This window comes from Pantoea ananatis LMG 2665 (genome assembly GCF_000710035.2).
In the GTDB taxonomy this organism is placed as follows: domain Bacteria; phylum Pseudomonadota; class Gammaproteobacteria; order Enterobacterales; family Enterobacteriaceae; genus Pantoea; species Pantoea ananatis.
The window spans coordinates 168035-183450 of record NZ_JMJJ01000010.1 but is presented as its reverse complement, the minus strand read 5'-3'; the positions used below and the strand labels follow the sequence as shown (position 1 = coordinate 183450).

At 56.5% G+C, this 15416-nt stretch carries 15 protein-coding genes and 1 pseudogene; 10 read left to right on the top strand and 6 right to left on the bottom strand.

Annotation, left to right across the window (positions count from 1 at the left end; all coding sequences use genetic code 11):
• Nucleotides 1-2 precede the first annotated feature (2 nt).
• From iucC to iucA, 3 genes and pseudogenes are all read right to left on the bottom strand, one after another.
• A pseudogene (iucC, locus tag EL29_RS19815) lies at nucleotides 3-1733 on the bottom strand (aerobactin synthase IucC).
• Nucleotides 1733-2680 (bottom strand): GNAT family N-acetyltransferase, encoded by a 948-nt coding sequence (iucB, locus tag EL29_RS19810; protein WP_022622148.1) that lies wholly within the window; start codon nucleotides 2678-2680, stop codon nucleotides 1733-1735. Before iucB ends, iucC begins: the two are co-directional and overlap by 1 nt.
• Nucleotides 2681-4405 carry an aerobactin synthase IucA gene (iucA, locus tag EL29_RS19805; RefSeq protein WP_028715951.1) on the bottom strand — a complete coding sequence of 575 codons (1725 nt, stop codon included), beginning with the start codon at nucleotides 4403-4405 and terminating at the stop codon, nucleotides 2681-2683.
• A gap of 132 nt (nucleotides 4406-4537) precedes the next feature.
• Between iucA and EL29_RS19800 the strand changes: the two genes are divergently transcribed.
• Genes EL29_RS19800 through EL29_RS19790 form a run of 3 tightly spaced genes read left to right on the top strand, consistent with a single transcriptional unit; the run spans nucleotide 4538 to nucleotide 7124 of the window.
• The gene (locus EL29_RS19800; protein ID WP_028715950.1) at nucleotides 4538-5749 is read left to right on the top strand and encodes an MFS transporter; all 1212 of its coding nucleotides are present in this window, start codon (nucleotides 4538-4540) and stop codon (nucleotides 5747-5749) included.
• 15 nt (nucleotides 5750-5764) lie between these two features.
• On the top strand, nucleotides 5765-6655 hold the full coding sequence (locus tag EL29_RS19795) for a siderophore-interacting protein (protein WP_014606889.1): 891 nt from the start codon (nucleotides 5765-5767) through the stop codon (nucleotides 6653-6655).
• Nucleotides 6656-6692: 37 nt separating this feature from the next.
• The gene (locus EL29_RS19790; RefSeq protein ID WP_014606890.1) at nucleotides 6693-7124 is read left to right on the top strand and encodes a GFA family protein; all 432 of its coding nucleotides are present in this window, start codon (nucleotides 6693-6695) and stop codon (nucleotides 7122-7124) included.
• A gap of 35 nt (nucleotides 7125-7159) precedes the next feature.
• Here the strand turns inward: EL29_RS19790 and EL29_RS19785 are convergent, their stop codons facing one another.
• Complete coding sequence (locus EL29_RS19785) at nucleotides 7160-8029, bottom strand: LysR family transcriptional regulator (RefSeq protein WP_019105635.1); 870 nt, start codon at nucleotides 8027-8029, stop codon at nucleotides 7160-7162.
• Nucleotides 8030-8127: 98 nt separating this feature from the next.
• On the opposite strand from EL29_RS19785, the gene EL29_RS19780 reads away from it, so the two are divergent.
• Entirely contained in the window at nucleotides 8128-8637 is a 510-nt protein-coding gene (locus EL29_RS19780) for a phenolic acid decarboxylase (RefSeq protein ID WP_014606891.1), read from the top strand.
• A gap of 205 nt (nucleotides 8638-8842) precedes the next feature.
• The gene (locus EL29_RS19775) at nucleotides 8843-9163 is read left to right on the top strand and encodes a DsrE family protein (RefSeq protein WP_014606892.1); all 321 of its coding nucleotides are present in this window, start codon (nucleotides 8843-8845) and stop codon (nucleotides 9161-9163) included.
• Between the two features lie 10 nt (nucleotides 9164-9173).
• On the opposite strand, the gene EL29_RS19770 is transcribed toward EL29_RS19775, so the two are convergent.
• A complete protein-coding gene (locus EL29_RS19770) occupies nucleotides 9174-10409 on the bottom strand; it encodes an NAD(P)/FAD-dependent oxidoreductase (protein ID WP_028715949.1) in 1236 nt (411 codons plus the stop codon).
• A gap of 185 nt (nucleotides 10410-10594) precedes the next feature.
• On the opposite strand from EL29_RS19770, the gene EL29_RS19765 reads away from it, so the two are divergent.
• From EL29_RS19765 to dsbG, 5 genes are read left to right on the top strand one after another with little or no spacing between them, the layout of a single operon-like run.
• The gene (locus tag EL29_RS19765) at nucleotides 10595-11386 is read left to right on the top strand and encodes a sulfite exporter TauE/SafE family protein (RefSeq protein ID WP_028715948.1); all 792 of its coding nucleotides are present in this window, start codon (nucleotides 10595-10597) and stop codon (nucleotides 11384-11386) included.
• Between the two features lie 17 nt (nucleotides 11387-11403).
• Complete coding sequence (gene blh / locus EL29_RS19760) at nucleotides 11404-12687, top strand: bifunctional sulfur transferase/dioxygenase Blh (RefSeq protein ID WP_028715947.1); 1284 nt, start codon at nucleotides 11404-11406, stop codon at nucleotides 12685-12687.
• Between the two features lie 36 nt (nucleotides 12688-12723).
• Nucleotides 12724-13149, top strand: coding sequence for a YeeE/YedE family protein (locus EL29_RS19755; protein WP_013024239.1), 426 nt, complete (start codon nucleotides 12724-12726; stop codon nucleotides 13147-13149).
• A gap of 15 nt (nucleotides 13150-13164) precedes the next feature.
• Entirely contained in the window at nucleotides 13165-13599 is a 435-nt protein-coding gene (locus EL29_RS19750; RefSeq protein ID WP_013024238.1) for a DUF6691 family protein, read from the top strand.
• A 13-nt stretch (nucleotides 13600-13612) separates the two neighbouring features.
• Nucleotides 13613-14365, top strand: a complete 753-nt coding sequence (gene dsbG / locus EL29_RS19745; RefSeq protein ID WP_013024237.1) for a thiol:disulfide interchange protein DsbG — start codon at nucleotides 13613-13615, stop codon at nucleotides 14363-14365.
• Nucleotides 14366-14371: 6 nt separating this feature from the next.
• Here the strand turns inward: dsbG and EL29_RS19740 are convergent, their stop codons facing one another.
• Complete coding sequence (locus EL29_RS19740) at nucleotides 14372-15388, bottom strand: substrate-binding domain-containing protein (protein WP_028715946.1); 1017 nt, start codon at nucleotides 15386-15388, stop codon at nucleotides 14372-14374.
• Between the last annotated feature and the right edge of the window lie 28 nt (nucleotides 15389-15416).

The following is a 15416-nucleotide window of genomic DNA, read 5'->3' as shown; positions in this document are numbered from 1 at the left end:
ATTCAGTCCTTGGTAACCAGCCACAGCGGGTTTTGCAGATTTTCCAGGTAATTGGGCAACATACGGCTTCCGCCGTCCTGATCGGGCCAGGTGAGTTTTACCGGGTTCAGCACGACACGAATGATTTGTGGCTTGAAGAGTGAGAAAAGCGCAAAACGCGCCGACAGTTGCGGATGGTCCTGCATATAGTCGCTCAACACTGCGGCAAGCAGTTGGTAAAAACGTCGTTCCGGAACGCCAAGGCGCGCCATTAACGGCGAAATAAAACGCAGGACCGTGACAAAATGGCCAGTCTGCAAATCATGAATCAAATAGTCAGCACTCAGGCGTGCCGTCACATCGCGGACGTCCTGAGGCAGAGAGTCCATCTCCGGAAAATCGTCCTTTACCAGACGCATATCGCCCTGAAAATCTTTCAGCAATACGCGCTGGGGTACGCCGTCTTTCATCGCCAGCGTAATATTTTGCCCGTGTGCGATCAGCGCCACGCCATAACGGCACAGCAGGTGATACAGCGGCACCACGGCCACGCGGAACATCTGACTTAACCAGGCCTCGGCGCTCAGGCCCGAGCGGGCAATGTAGGCGCCGATAAGCGGCTGGTTGTTTTCATCGCACTCCATCAGCGTGGCCATCAGAATTGGCGTTTCGTCCGCGTGCAGCCAGCGCGACGGATTTTCACGCCAGATCACGCCCAGCATTTCCTGGTAGCGATAGGGGGCTTCGGGCAACGCGCCGTAGCCGCGATGGGAAACATAGGATCACCGCCCCGCTAGGATCACCGCCCCGCTCTGCTGCAGCGTCGTGTCGGTGGCAAAGACGTTTTGTAGCCAGCGGGAGGCCAGCGGGCCCGCCGCGATATATTTGCCCGGAATACCGCGATAGCAGGAGGTGTTGTAAATGGTAAGCGGCAGTTTGATATCCAGCCCGCCCTGACGGCTGGCGTTGGTCAAGGTGCGCAGTGACTGTTGCGCCAGCCAGCGATCGCCGAATTCACCCAGCGACAGCATATTGCCCGTGGCCAGATCCGCGACAAAATCGAGCGCGATTTTTTGCTGCCACTGCCAGGGATGCACCGGCAAAGGCAGCCAGCTGTCGTCCAGCCCCTGCGCCTGCCAGGCCTCGGTGAAACGCGTATATTCGGCGCTGTCCATCGCAGCCTGCAACAACTGCTGGATGTCCAGCTCGCTGTCGCAGCGCCAGACCATATGATCACGCTTTACCGCCAGCCAGTGCAGGCGGAAGGTATTCATATATTCGGGTGCGTAGCGCGCCAGCGCCTCTTGTCCCCATCCGCGACGGCCTTTATTAAAGGCAAACTTAGGGTGCCCGCTGAGCAGGCACTGCAGGCGGTCGGCATCCATATCAATCAGCGCATCGGCACTCATGCCCTGGCGTGCCTGCATAAGCTGAAGATCGCCGCGCAGCGTGGCATAGAGATCCTGCATATGTTCCGCCACCGTGGCATCGCTCATCGACAGCACCGGCTGTAGCTGGCACAGCAGCGTCTGGGCCAGTACCGGCTCATCCGCACAGCGCAGGCTTTGTGCATCTATCCATAACCAGCCCCAGATGCCCCGCTCGGCGGTGAACTGCCATTCGGCACCCGGCAGACTGATGCAGTAACGGTTGTCGCCCTGCGGCTGAGCCTGAAAGACCTGCTCGTACTCCAGCTCGGCCAGCATTTTTGCCACCAGCTGACGGTTAACGGTTTCCCATGCGTGCGAATTCATCACAGGCCCACCTCGCTGAAGAAACGGGCGCGCTGGGTCATCACCAGGCGAGAGCGCTTGTGCGGAAAGTCGAACTCTTTCATGGTGGTATAGCCCGCGGGTTCAAGGTGACGAAACAGGCGCTGATTATCCGCCCGTGGTTCCAGCACCAGGCGCTGAGTTTGCGGATTATCCAGCAGCAGATAGTGGCTGATGCCGCGCAGCCAGCTCTGCACAAAGTGCGGCCCGCGCCACTGCGGCTCCCCCACCAGCAGATGCAAACCGCGATCGTACGGCTGCCAGCTGTAGTGCCGCCCGATACGATCTTCCGCCGCCCAGTAAATTTCAAAGTAGCTGAAGGGCTCGTCATCAAAACAGCCAATCAGCGGAAAGGCATAGCTGCTGCCGAGCTGGCGTTCAAGATAGGCGGTCTGAGTGGCCAGCGATCCGCTCTGCTCCCAGAAGTAATCCACGCGCGGATCGTTCATCCAGCGGGTAAACGCTTCGGCATCCCGGGCAGGATCGGCCACGCGGAAGCTCAGCGTGCGCCGTACGCGCGGATCGTAACGGCGATACACTTCGCCATCAGGTCGCGCTGGGCGCTGGGGAAAATAGATCTCACGTTCGGCATCAAATACCATCTCGCCGGAGGCCTGCTGACGAGGCGCAGACAACCACAGCGGCAGTTGCCAGAACGTCTCGCGGTGGACGATATCGCTTTTCAGGGCCGCAAACAGCGCCAGCGCCTGAGGCTCTTCACGCCACTCTGCGAAGGGCAGCACCACGGCAGAAAGCTGCGGGGCAGCGATAAACATCTGATCCAGCGCGTCACGCAGCCAGCCTTCGGGCAGTGGACCGGCAAAATGCAGCACCGCACTGTTGTCCTGTCCCCAACCCAGATTCAGGGTTTTTCCTGACTTTTCGCAACGCAGGCCGTGGCCGCTGTGAACAATCGTTGCCTGAGACATTTAGCGCTCCTGAGACAGCAGTGGGTTGATGAAGTCGAAGTAGATCACCGACGGATCGACGATGGTGTTTTCATTGTGATCGTGCAGGTAACAGAAGAAGTTGCCCTTGACGTTCCAGTGCGGGCTTTCCAGCACGTAATCCAGGCAGCCCTTGTGCGTGACCTCGTTACGTAGCGCACTTAACGCATCGCGTACCCGCGCCATCAAATGGGTTTCACTGTCCATGCCCGCCGCGCCCAGTGCCGCCGTGACGGCAAAGGTAGAATTCACTAACAGGTAATAGGGGAAGTAGCGCAGCAGCTGCTCGCGACTAAAGACGTTTTCCGCCTGCGCTTCGCCAATCATGTCCAGCCAGCCTGCGGCGTGAGGCATAAAGGCGCTGCCCTGGCAGTCGCGATAAATCAGGCCAACCGGCAGGTCCTGCTCCATTTCCACCAGGATATTTTGCTGATGGGCTAACAGCACCAGGCCGTAATCGGCTTCGGCGGTAAACAGGGGCTTCAGCACCTGCTGACAGTAGGCGTCGACCCAGGCATGCGCAGCCTGTTTTTCGCTGATGTGCAGGCGCTGGCTCAGGCGCTTTACTGCGGCAGACAGCAGTGAGTCGCCGCCGTCCGGCGCGGACTGCGTCAGGGAAACCAGCACGTTGGTCTGGCTCTGCGGCCTGTCGACAATCAGGTTTTCACGCAGTGCGAACAGGCTCTCTTCCATAATCGTGCCCTGCGCATCGCGCAGTCCGGCCCAGCCATCTTCCTGCATCACGCGAAACGCCGGGAAGCGTGCCTGCATGTCCTGCCAGCGGTCGGTCTGCGCCAGACGCGCCAACCGCATGCCGCGTTTGACCTCTTTGACCGACAGGGTGCGGACGGAGTTTGTCAGCCGCACGCTCAGGGAAAACTTGATCATGTCGCGGCTGGTCGCGCAGTACAGCGAACGCGATGAGGTGGTGGGCAGCCAGGGCGCACCGGCTTCACCCAGGTCAGTAACCAGGCCTTTTTCCACCAGTTGCTGACACCAGGTCTGCTGGAGCAGATAGTCCGCCTGCCAGGGATGGAGCGGGAACAGCCACTGCCGATCGGTTAGCGCATGCAGTAACTGCGGCGCGTTTTCTGCCGCAAAGCGCGTCAGGCGCTGCTGCAACGTCAGCTGCAGGCTGTCACCCGCCAACTGGTCTTTATCCACCGCAAACCAGCGTAACGGAAAATGTGGCGCAAAATCAGGCAGGTAACGTTCGGCCTGCTGCTGCGTAAAAGGTTCATGTGATTTGGGTGCCGGATGGAAGGCGTGCCCGACCAGCAGGGCCTGCTCTGCTTCGGCAAAGTTCAGGGCTTTCTCACGCAGGCCTCGCCAGTCGTGGCGGGCAGCCGTTGCCTCAGCGGTATGCGCATGGCTTTCCATCACGCGCTGATAAAACGCCTCACAGCCGGGAGCGGGCAGCTGTTGCTGATGTTGCAGTTTATCGACAATCAGTCTGGCAACGGTGGCGAACGTCACCGTCTCGCTGCCACGGTGAGTGACCAGCCGGGCCGGGAAGGCAAAACGGTGATGCTGGGTAGGAGAAAAGTAAGCCACCTTAAAGTGTAGGGCCTTCTCTTCCGCCAACGGAATCACTAACTCGGCGGGTTCACCCTGGCTGAGTCGCCAGTCCTTGGTTTCACGGATCAGGGAATTCAGGAAGCACTGTGCGGCCACATCCCAGGATCCATTGTGCGTCGATTGAATCATTATCAAACAATTTCCAGGCGTTATGATAATGCGAATTCTGCCGATAACAGTTCTCATTATCAACGACAATTGTTAGAATTGGCGGAATAAATTTTACAAATACATACAACAAAGATACGGGTTAGCAACATTGTGACATCTCTTGAACTGACCGCTACGCCACAAAAAGCCTTACCTAACTGGCCTTTAGCATTAAGCGCCGGACTGCTGGGCGTCGGACAGAATGGTTTGCTGGTGGCTATCCCGATGCTGGTTGCACAGACCAGTTTAAGTCTTTCGGTCTGGGCGGGATTGTTAACGCTCGGCTCTATGCTGTTTTTGCCCTCATCGCCGTGGTGGGGAAAACAGATTGCGCGTCTCGGCAGCAAACCGGTCGTGCTGTGGTCACTGGCCGGTTATGGCGCAAGTTTTTTGCTACTCGCTATGGGCTGCGCACTTCTTTCCACGCGGGCGGTCAGTGCTCCGATTGGATTAGGTATATTAATTATTGCCAGGGTGATTTATGGCCTGATGGTGTCGGCGATGGTTCCGGCGTGCCAGGTATGGGCGCTAAACCGTGCCGGTGAAGGCAAGCGCATGACGGCGCTGGCGACCATCAGCTCCGGTCTGAGCTGCGGCAGGCTGTTTGGCCCGCTGTGCGCTGCCGGAATGTTAGTCATTCACCCGATGGCACCGCTGGTGTTACTGGTCGTTGCGCCGTTGCTGGCGCTGGCTATGTTGTTGCCGTTGCGCGGAACCGAGCCACAGCCTGCGGTGGCGCGCAGGAATGCCCGCCTGCGCATCGATTGTCTGCCCTATCTGCTGTGCGCTCTGCTGCTGGCGGCCACGGTGAGCCTGATGCAGTTGGGCTTATCCCCGGCACTGGCCAGACAGTTTAGCGGTGATACCGCCGCAATCAGCCATCAGGTTGCCTGGCTGCTGAGCGTGGCGGCCATCTCCTCACTGGGCGCCCAGTTTATGGTACTGCGACCCCAGTTACTGACGCCGCTTGCGCTGTTGCTGAGCGCAGGGCTGTTGATGTCTCTGGGTCTGGCGATGATGCTGAGCACACCGCTCTGGCTGTTTTACACCGGCTGTGCCCTGCTTTCGTTTGGTGCTGCACTGGGTACGCCGGCTTATCAGCTGCTGCTAAATGACAGGCTGGCAGACGGTGCCGGTGCCGGCTGGATAGCCACCAGCCATACCTTAGGCTACGGATTGTGCGCGCTGCTGGTTCCCCTGGTGTCGCAGTCACAGGGCGCAACGGCGCTGATCGCTGCCGCATTCAGCGCTGCCCTGCTGTTCGTGGCGATGTCAGGTGTGATCTGGCGTGCACGTCGCCGCTCAACCTTATCGGCTCATTAACCAAAAGGAACGACGATGGCTGAAGCCCATAGCTACCGCCTGTTTGACGTAAAACTGGCACGCAAGCGTCATCTTTCTCCCTCAATGCTGAGCCTGGTGTTCAACGGGCCTGACGTGGCGCAGATGAAGTCTGACGCGCCCGATCAGCGGATCAAAATTTTGCTGCCGGCGGAAGATGGCAGCATGCCTGCGCTTCCCAATGATGGCGAGTGGTACCAGACCATTCTGTCGCTGCCAAAAGAGAAGCGTCCGCTGTTGCGCACCTATACGCTGCGTCATCTCGATCCTGAGCGCCAGGAGTTGACGATTGAGTTTGTCAGCCACGGTACGGAAGGCCCGGCATCGGCCTGGGCGATCAATGCTGAACCGGGTGACAGCCTGGTGATCGTTGCGCCCAATGCGGCCTGTGAATCTGACAGCGGCGGATATGAATGGACGCCGCCGGATGCGCTGCGTAATGCGTTACTGATTGCCGATGAAACCGCATTACCCGCGGCGAAAGGCATTCTGGAAAGACTGTCCCGACAGGAAAACCCGCCTCGGGTTCAGGCCTTTTTTGAAGTCCCGGATGCGGAAGATTGCGTCGATCTGCACGCCTATACCTTTGCCGACATCGTCTGGTTGCCGCGAAAACCTGCATTTGCTTCACACGGGGAATGCCTGGTTGAGGCAATAAAATCCCGGGTTAACGTTCCCGATGGCGGCCACCAGCAGGACGTGCAGGAAGAGGCAGAAGGCGAATTGCTGTGGGACCGTGCTCAGGGCCGCAACACGGAATTTTACGGTTGGGTAGCGGCCGAATCGACCGTGGTGAAGCTATTACGCCGCCACCTGATAGGGGAGCGCGGCGTCGATCGCGACGCGATTAACTTTATGGCTTACTGGGCCAAAAAGCGGGCACACTAAACACCGCCTTAGGGTTGGCGCATTCAGGGAAAAAAGGATGATTTCTGGACGTTGTTTATGCGGAACGGTCGTTTTTAAGCTGGCTCAACAACCCAGCCATTTTTACCGCTGTCACTGTTCGCTGTGCCGCCGTCAGACCGGTACCGGCCATAACCTGGCCACGCTGGTGCATGCCGATCAGTTTAGCTGGCTGGCCGGTGAAGCCGATATTAGCAGTTGGCGTCGCCCGCAGGGATACCGTAATGACTTCTGCAGGCACTGTGGCTCGACGGTGCCGAACCTGTTGCGCGGCCGCCCCCTGATCTGGCTACCGATTGGGCTGTTAGATGAAGACCTCGCGTTGCAGTGCGCAGGCGATTTCTGCCTTGAGGATGCAATGTCCTGGGACGTTCACGAGGTAAAAAACGGATATCCGCACGCGCCAGATTCGCTGGATGCCCTGCTCCTTGCGTTGAACGGTGACAAATAGCCCCTGAAGACGCGTTCCTCATCGCGATCCCTCTGTCACGAACGGGTGGCGTTTTTCAGCAGATCGAGCAGGGTAACAATTTGTGGATCCAGCGTCAGGATGTCTTTCTTAATCATTAAGTGCAGCGGGGTGGCACGACGAACGCCGTGCTGTAAGGGCAATATTTTTAGTGTTCCCTGCGCCAGTTCATGTTCGATGCGCTCGAAGGGGATCCAGCCATAACCCACCTGGTGCACCACCGCCTCTACCGCTGCCTCAATAGTCGAAAACGACCAGTAATCGCCATTGCTGCTCTCATCCTGCACGGTGAAATGTTCCCGGTCGGCAATGCGAATCAGCGGATACTGTGCCAACCGTTCTTCATCCAGGATGCCGCCATGCTGATGCAAGGGATGGTCGCAGTGCGCCACGGCGACGAAATCCACATTCATCAACCACTCTCCCCGCCCGGCCATATCCTGGCGCTGGGTCACCACCATCACGTCGGCCTCGGCGTAATCGGTGTTGGTTTCCAGCACCTCGGTCAGGTTGATCTGAGTATGAGGATGGCATTGCTGAAAAGCCTTAAGGACGGAAAACAGTTGTCGACGCGGAAAGATGCTGTCAACCACCAGATCCAGCTTTGTTCTGACGCCGCTGCGTATTGATCCCGCAAACGCCTCCAGTGAATGAAAAGCTTTCAGTAGCGGGCGCACCTGCGCCAGCAGCAACTCGCCTGCGGGCGTCAGCACCGCCTTGCGCCCCTCTGCATGTAACAGCGTAATCCCTATGCGCTGCTGCAACATAGCAAGGTTATAGCTGACGGATGACTGACTGCGGTTGGTCAGACTCGCCGCTCTGGCAAAACTGCCCTCTCGCACCACCTTGTCCAACAGGCTCCACTGCTCCAGTGTGGTTTTATGCATAACCCATCCAATTTTTGAATCAATTTCATCATAAATTAGCGTTTTTAATTCACAAAGTGAATGGGTAAGCTGGTTTCAACCACAGAGGAGAACAAATAATGAGCAAATTCAACAAACACAATCTTGACGGTTTCATCGGTAAACATCTGGTTTATACCTATGACAATGGCTGGAATTACGAGCTGTATATTAAAAACGAAGACACCGTCGATTACCGTATTCATAGCGGCATGGTGGGCAACCGCTGGGTGAAAGACCAGCATGTCTATATTGTCTGCGTCGGTGAAGACATCTATAAAGTGTCCTGGACTGAACCGACCGGCACCAGTGTCAGCCTGATTGCCAACCTGGGCGACAAGCTGTTTCATGGCACCATCTTCTTCCCGCGCTGGGTCATGAATAATCCTGAACGCACCGTCTGCTTCCAGAACGATCATCTGGACGAAATGGCGCAGTACCGCGATGCCGGCCCGACTTATCCAATAGAAGTCATTGATGAGTTCGCGACTATCACCTTTGTCCACGATGCGGGAAAAAATAACGATGACGTGATAGCCTGCGCGGCGAGTGAATTACCTGCCAATTTCCCTGAAAATCTGAAAAAATAATTAGCTATTAAAGGGGTAACTCCCCTTTTTTTAAAAAAAGACGCACACAGCAATTTCGAATTTATCAGAGCCGCTATTTTTCTTTTTTTAGAAATCATCGTCGACGACATATTTTCTTTCACTCATCACATTTATCCGATCCTCACGCTGTTTTATTCTGAGCCATTCGTTTTTCGCCCGTCGCGATAACAACCTGAGGCCCAGAATGAAAATCATTTTGCATGTACCTGATAAAAATCGCATTGCTCACGCCCTGGCTAATGCTGGCAATCTGCTTAAAGAAGAGGATTTTGACGGGGATATCGCCATCGTTTTTAATGGCGACGCGGCAGGTGATGTGACTGGCAGGACGATTTCAGATGCCCTTAAGAAAGCGCCGAGCGTGACGCTGTTACTCTGCAATAACGCCCTCCGGGCACAAAATATTGACGTCAGCATGCTGCCATCCCACTTTCGCGTCGTGCCCGCCGCCATAACCTACATTATTGAACAGCAGTCGCGGGGCGCTTTATACGTTCGCCCCTGAACGGCCTTCACTACAGGGGTTTACTTTTGGCCAACCACTCAATACCGCGCAGCATACCAGCCCAATAAAAGCGCGGTAAAAACCAGGCCTTTAGCCACCATGCTGCGCGGCTGGGACGGGCTGAATGGAGCGGAAAGGTCGGCAGCAGGCGGTTGCCATAACCAAACTCAGCCAGCACGACTTTGCCTTTCTCCACGGTGAGCGGACACGAACCGTAGCCATCGTAACGCGTTTGCGGGATCGCCCCGTTAACGACCTGCCTCAGGTTTTCGGCCACGACCACGATCTGTTTACGCGCCGCTGCGGCCGTCTTGGCGTTCGGCGTTGAGCAGCAATCGCCCAAAGCAAAAATATCGGGCCAGCGGCTGTGCTGCAGTGTTTCTTTATCGACATCACACCAGCCAGCAGCATCCGCCAGACCGCTTTCGGCAATAAAGTCTGGCGCAGCCTGAGGCGGGACAACATGGAGCATATCGAACGGCAGGGTGACGTCACGCGTGCTGCCGTCGGGATCGGTGAGAGTAAACGTCGCCTGCTTATTGATTCCATCAACGGCAGTAAGCGTATGTCCAAAATTGACCTGCGCCTGGTATTTCTCCAGATAGGCCTCCAGCGGCGGAACAAATTCGGGCACGCCAAAAACGACCTGACCTGCCAGGCAGAACTGAATGTTGATCTGTGCCAGACGGTCCCGTCGCAGCCAGTAATCGGCGGAGAGATAGAGCGCCTTCTGCGGCGCACCCGCGCACTTTATCGGCATCCCTGGCTGGGTAAAAATGGCTTTTCCCTGCTTCAGGTTTTGCACCAGTTCCCATGTATAGCGCGCCAAATCGTATCGGTAGTTTGACGTTACGCCGTTGCGGCCCAGGGTTTCACTCAGGCCCCTGATTTTATCCCAACGCAGCATCAGACCGCTGGCGATAATAAGATAGTCGTAACCTATTTTTTGGGCTGTCGCTGTTTCAATATATTTCAGATCAGGTGAAACATGCGTCACGGCATCTTGAATCCAGTTCACGCCCGACGGAATAACGTCACTCATGCGTTTTCGGGTTTTTTCAGCGGAAAATAATCCGGCACCCACCAGTGTCCAGGCAGGTTGATAATCATGTTCTTCCTTTGGCTCAATTAGCGTTATTTTGATGTTTTTAATGCGTTTCTTAATACTTGCGATGACGCCAATTCCAGCTGAGCCACCACCAATAACAACAAGATGCGGGTGATGGGGATTATTTTTATCATTCATGCAGGCCTCCCTTTCATTTAACCGTAGTGGATAGCAGCACAGATATAAAGCAAATCAATAGACTTTAAAGTTATAAAAAAAACCTCTTATAACATTTAGCTATATGATATAGCAAAAAGAAATAATGAGTTGACAGTCATTTTTACGACCTCTTTAATAGCGTAAAAATAACGCCAGGAATGAAAATGATCATTCAGGAATTCACCCATTTTTCAGCCCTCACGGTGAGCCTGTTAATTGTAACAGGCATCGCCGTAGGCTTTTTTCTGGCGCTGACCGGCGGCGGCGGATCGGTCATGTGCGTGCCGCTGCTGCTGTATCTGGTGAAGGTACCCGACACGCATCGGGTCATCGGCACCAGCGCCATTGCGGTGGCGGTCAGCGCCCTGATCAATCTGTTTGCCCATAGTCGTAAAGGCAATGTCAGATGGGCAACGGGTGCGAGAATTTCTCTTGTGGCGGTCTGCGGCGCACTGCTCGGAGCCGAACTGGGAAAAATCGTCAGTGGACAATACCTGCTACTGCCGTTTTCCCTTTTGATGTTCAGCGTGGCGCTGATGATGCTAGGAAAACAGTCTCCTTTGCCCGGTGCCTCCGCGCCAGACAGGCACTTTGCCCCCGCTATCGTCTGGGGAAGCGTACTGCTGCTGGGAATACTGGCCGGATTTATGGGCATCGGAGGAGGATTTTTAGTGGTGCCCGCGCTTGTCTGGTTGTTCCGCTTACCCATGGTGGAGGCGATAGCAACCTCGCTGATGGTGGTGTTCGCCATGGGGATCTCGACCAGCGCAAGCTATGCCCTGGCGGGCAAAGTCTCTGTGGTGATGACAATCTACCTCATTGCTGGCGGCCTGCTGGGCGGCTTAGTCGGTGTCGCGGTGGCCAGCCGGCTGAAACACAATGCGCGCGCGATCAATGCCGTCTTTTCAGCCATGTTGATCGTGATGGCCTGCTACATGTTGCTTAAAAATCTCTGAATAAACGGGAACAGGTTATGAATATCCGCCATTTTAATGCGCAAGTCGCGTTTTCCGATGCACCACTTGCAGAGGATTTCAGCCAGTTGCACCAGTTGGGCTTTGACGTTGTGGTTAATAATCGGCCTGATGAGGAAGAAGGCCCCTTTCTGCCTCATCAGCAGGAAAAGGCGCTGGCTGAGCAACTGGGCATGGACTACGTCTATATGCCCTTCACCTTTGACACGCTGAGCTGGGAAGACGTTGAGGCTTTTCATCGTCGGGTTAAACGCGGTGCAAAAATCTTTGCACACTGTCGGAGTGGTGCGCGATCGCTTAGCCTGTTTTTACTGCATGAGTTACGCGAAGGCCGGATAGACGAGGCCGAATTTCGGGCTACCTGCCAACAGTTTGGTGCCGATGCCGATAAGCCCCTGGCCTGGTATGCAAACAGGCTGTGCCATCCGCCTCAGGCAGAGGTGTACCATTTCTATGAACCCGAGAGCGGAAGCCTGCAATATGTGATTGCTGACGGACAAACCCGGCGCTGCGCCATCATCGATCCGGTGCTGGACTTTGATCGCCGCTCGGGAGCGGTATCCTGTCAGCAGGCCCAACGCATACTGGATTTTATTCAGCAAAAAAACTGGCAGGTTGCGTGGGTTCTGGATACCCATCCTCATGCCGACCACTTCTCTGCCGCCGCCTGGCTGGCCGGGAAAACCGGTGCGCCTACCGGCATCGGTGAAAAGGTCACTGAGGTGCAAAGGCTGTGGCAAACTCTCTATAACCTGCCCGGTCTGACGCCAGCTGAGAAAATCTGGGACACCTTATTCAGGGACGGCGAGGTGTTTTACATCGGCAATCTGCGGGGTGAAGTCATTTTATCTCCCGGCCACACGCTGGCGTCGGTGACCTATCACATCGCCGACTGTGCTTTTATCCACGACACGTTTTTTATGCCCGACAGCGGCACAGCGCGGGCTGATTTCCCCGGCGGCAGCGCTGCCGTATTATGGGACAGCCTGCAACGCATTCTGCAGTTACCTGACGACACACGTTTATTTACCGGTCATGATTATCGCCCTGACGGGCGCGACGTGCAGTTTGAAAGCACGGTACGTGAGCAGCGGGAAAACAATCCGTGGGTGGTTGAACAACACCAACAGGATTTTATTGCCCGGCGGCAGCAGCGTGATGCCACGCTCCCGCTGCCAGAACTCATGCTAATGGCCCTGCAGGTGAATATTCACGGCGGGCGATTACCTGAACCCGAGAGCGACGGCGAGCGCTATCTGAAAATCCCGCTAAACCGCTTTTAACGCAAGACGTAAGCACTGCACTGGGAAGGGTGGATAATGCATATTGACCTGGTTCATTTTACGCCGCTGCAAAGCCTGGTGGGTGGGCTGCTGATTGGCGCGGCGGCGGGCATACTGGTGCTGCTTTGTGGCCGCATAGCCGGTATCAGCGGCATTCTGGGCGGTCTGCTTAAACGCCGCTCATCAGACAAGCCCTGGCGGCTGGCCTTTATTGCGGGCCTGGTCCTGTCGCCGCTGGTGTTCCAGCTGTTCAGCGCCCTGCCCGCCATTGAAACTGAAGCGTCATGGGGACGTCTGGTACTCGCCGGCGTGCTGGTGGGATTGGGTGTTCGCCTGGGCTCGGGCTGCACCAGCGGTCACGGCGTATGTGGATTATCGCGGCTGTCACTGCGCTCACTGGTGGCGACGCTGGTCTTTATGTTAACCGCCATGCTGACCGTTGGCGTGATGGGCCACGGGTGAATATCAGGAGGAACAATGGCCGTTTTATTTTCTCTGCTTAGTGGGCTGTTATTTGGCACGGGCTTAATCGTCAGCGGCATGGCGAACCCGGCCAAGGTTCTGGGTTTTCTGAACATTACCCGCGCCTGGGATCCCTCTCTGGCGCTGGTGATGGGCGGCGCGATTACCGTCGGGCTGGTGGCCTTCTGGCTGGCCTCCCGACGTGAGCGTCCGGTCTTTGGCGAAACCTTTCATCTGCCCGGCCAGCGCGCGCTGGATAAAAAACTGATCGCAGGGGCTATGCTGTTCGGGATTGGCTGGGGGCTGGCTGGCATCTGCCCCGGTCCGGCGCTGGTGCTGCTCGGCGGCGGAGTGCTTAAGGGCGCAGTGTTCCTGATCGCCATGCTGGCAGGCATGCTGCTCTTTGAGTGGCTCGACAGCCGCACCGCCTCACTTTCATCACGACGTTAAGAGACAGGGATTAATGAAAACGTTCAGGATACTGCTTTCCGCACTGCTGTTGAGCAGCACGACCCAGGCGGCTACGCTGCCCGCCCCCGTCCAGCAAATTGAAAAGCAGGGCGTGGAAATCATCAAACCCTTTAAGGCACCCGGCGGGGTTCAGGGCTGGCTGGGTCAATATCAGGGAACCGGCGTCACCATTTACCTGACGCCAGATGGTCAGCATGCGATTTCGGGCTATATGTATGACGCGCAGGGCAATAACCTCAGCGAAAAAATCATCAATGATGAAATTTATTTGCCCGCCGGACGCGCCATGTGGAAGCAACTGCAGGCCATGCCGGGCATCAAGGAGGGAAGCGCTGAAGCCCGCTGTCAGGTCGTGGTCTTTGCCGATCCGTTCTGCCCCTACTGCCGGACCTTCTGGCAGCAGGTGCAGCCGCTGGTACAAAATAACTCGCTCAGCATCAAAACCCAGCTTGTCGGCATTCTTAAGCCCGAGAGCGGACGCTACGCGTCTGCCATTCTCGCGGCGGCCGATCCTGCTCAAGCCTGGCAGGATTTCGAACGCTCGCAGGGTAAAAATAAGCCGGCCTTCCCGGACAGCACGCCGCGCGCGCTGTTTGATCAGATTCAGCATAACCAGGCGCAGATGCAGGCGTTAGGGGCCAACGGCACGCCCGCTATCTACTACCTGAATCATGAACAAAAGCTGCAACAGATTGTTGGCCTGCCTGATAAACAGCAGATGGCCGATCTGGCCGCCTGTCGGTAAGCGGCGTTAACGCGCCAGAGATGAACGGTAGCGCAGCCTGGCGGGCAAGATAATCTGTCTGTCCGCCGGTTCATGCCCCTGGATCATTTGGCTAATCACGGAAAAGCACTCCTGCGCCAGGCGCGGTACGTTCTGTTCTACGGTATCGATATGCAGTGACAGCGAATCATACAGGTAGTGATCGTCGAAACTGGCTATGTGAATATCACTCTCCAGCAGATGGTGCTGGCTCATATAGCGCAGCACCCCTTCCAGCAAACCGCAGGCGGCGGTAAACAGCGCCTTAGGTGGCCTGCCAAGACGGGCACACAGGGCCGCAAACATTTCATAGCCGCTGCTGGGATGGTAGTTGCCCTGAATAATCCATTCCGGCCGGGGACTTACCCCCGCCCGCTCCAGCCCCTGCATAAAGCCGGCCAGACGATCTTTGGTCGGCGACAGTCGTGGCTGCCCGCCCAGGAAATAGACCTCATCGGGATGAGCACGCGCCAGGCGCTCTACCAGCTCGGCGGTCGGCGTAATCGAATCGGTGATCACCAGCGGCAAACTGCTGTTATTCACGTGGCGGTCAAACAGCACGACCGGCAGCTGTTCACTCAGCTTCAGATAGTCGCTGTCGCTCTGCTGACTTGAGGCGACGATCAGGCCATCAACCTGACGCGAGACCAGGTTGTTAACCACCAGCGTTTCCTGGCTGGCATTTTCATCGGTACAGGAGATCAGCAGCTGTAGCCCGGCTTCACGGCAAAGGTTCTCTAGCGCGTGAGAGAAAACGGCGAAACCGTAGTTGGTGATCTCCGGCACCACCAGCCCTAACGTATGGCTGCGGTTTTCGCGCAGCAGACGGGCATGGATACTGGGCAGATAGTGGTGCTGTTGCGCAAGAGACATCACGCGTTCGCGCGTCTCTTCTGCCACGCGCAGCTCTTTACCGCGCCCGTTGAGCACCAGGCTGGCCGTGGCTTTTGACACCCCGGCCAGCGTAGCGATATCACTGATGGTCACGCGCTTTGTTTTTTTCACGTCGGTGCTTCGTTTAAGGAAACAAGGG

What these genes read in the sequence shown, in the direction of transcription:
- iucA (WP_028715951.1), bottom strand. Translation starts at nt 4,405, where the DNA reads ATGATTCAATCGACGCACAATGGATCCTGGGATGTGGCCGCACAGTGC.
- EL29_RS19780 (WP_014606891.1), top strand. Translation starts at nt 8,128, where the DNA reads ATGAGCAAATTCAACAAACACAATCTTGACGGTTTCATCGGTAAACAT.
- EL29_RS19775 (WP_014606892.1), top strand. Translation starts at nt 8,843, where the DNA reads ATGAAAATCATTTTGCATGTACCTGATAAAAATCGCATTGCTCACGCC.
- EL29_RS19750 (WP_013024238.1), top strand. Translation starts at nt 13,165, where the DNA reads ATGGCCGTTTTATTTTCTCTGCTTAGTGGGCTGTTATTTGGCACGGGC.
- EL29_RS19795 (WP_014606889.1), top strand. Translation starts at nt 5,765, where the DNA reads ATGGCTGAAGCCCATAGCTACCGCCTGTTTGACGTAAAACTGGCACGC.
- dsbG (WP_013024237.1), top strand. Translation starts at nt 13,613, where the DNA reads ATGAAAACGTTCAGGATACTGCTTTCCGCACTGCTGTTGAGCAGCACG.
- EL29_RS19765 (WP_028715948.1), top strand. Translation starts at nt 10,595, where the DNA reads ATGATCATTCAGGAATTCACCCATTTTTCAGCCCTCACGGTGAGCCTG.
- iucB (WP_022622148.1), bottom strand. Translation starts at nt 2,680, where the DNA reads ATGTCTCAGGCAACGATTGTTCACAGCGGCCACGGCCTGCGTTGCGAA.
- blh (WP_028715947.1), top strand. Translation starts at nt 11,404, where the DNA reads ATGAATATCCGCCATTTTAATGCGCAAGTCGCGTTTTCCGATGCACCA.
- EL29_RS19770 (WP_028715949.1), bottom strand. Translation starts at nt 10,409, where the DNA reads ATGAATGATAAAAATAATCCCCATCACCCGCATCTTGTTGTTATTGGT.
- EL29_RS19755 (WP_013024239.1), top strand. Translation starts at nt 12,724, where the DNA reads ATGCATATTGACCTGGTTCATTTTACGCCGCTGCAAAGCCTGGTGGGT.
- EL29_RS19785 (WP_019105635.1), bottom strand. Translation starts at nt 8,029, where the DNA reads ATGCATAAAACCACACTGGAGCAGTGGAGCCTGTTGGACAAGGTGGTG.
- EL29_RS19790 (WP_014606890.1), top strand. Translation starts at nt 6,693, where the DNA reads ATGATTTCTGGACGTTGTTTATGCGGAACGGTCGTTTTTAAGCTGGCT.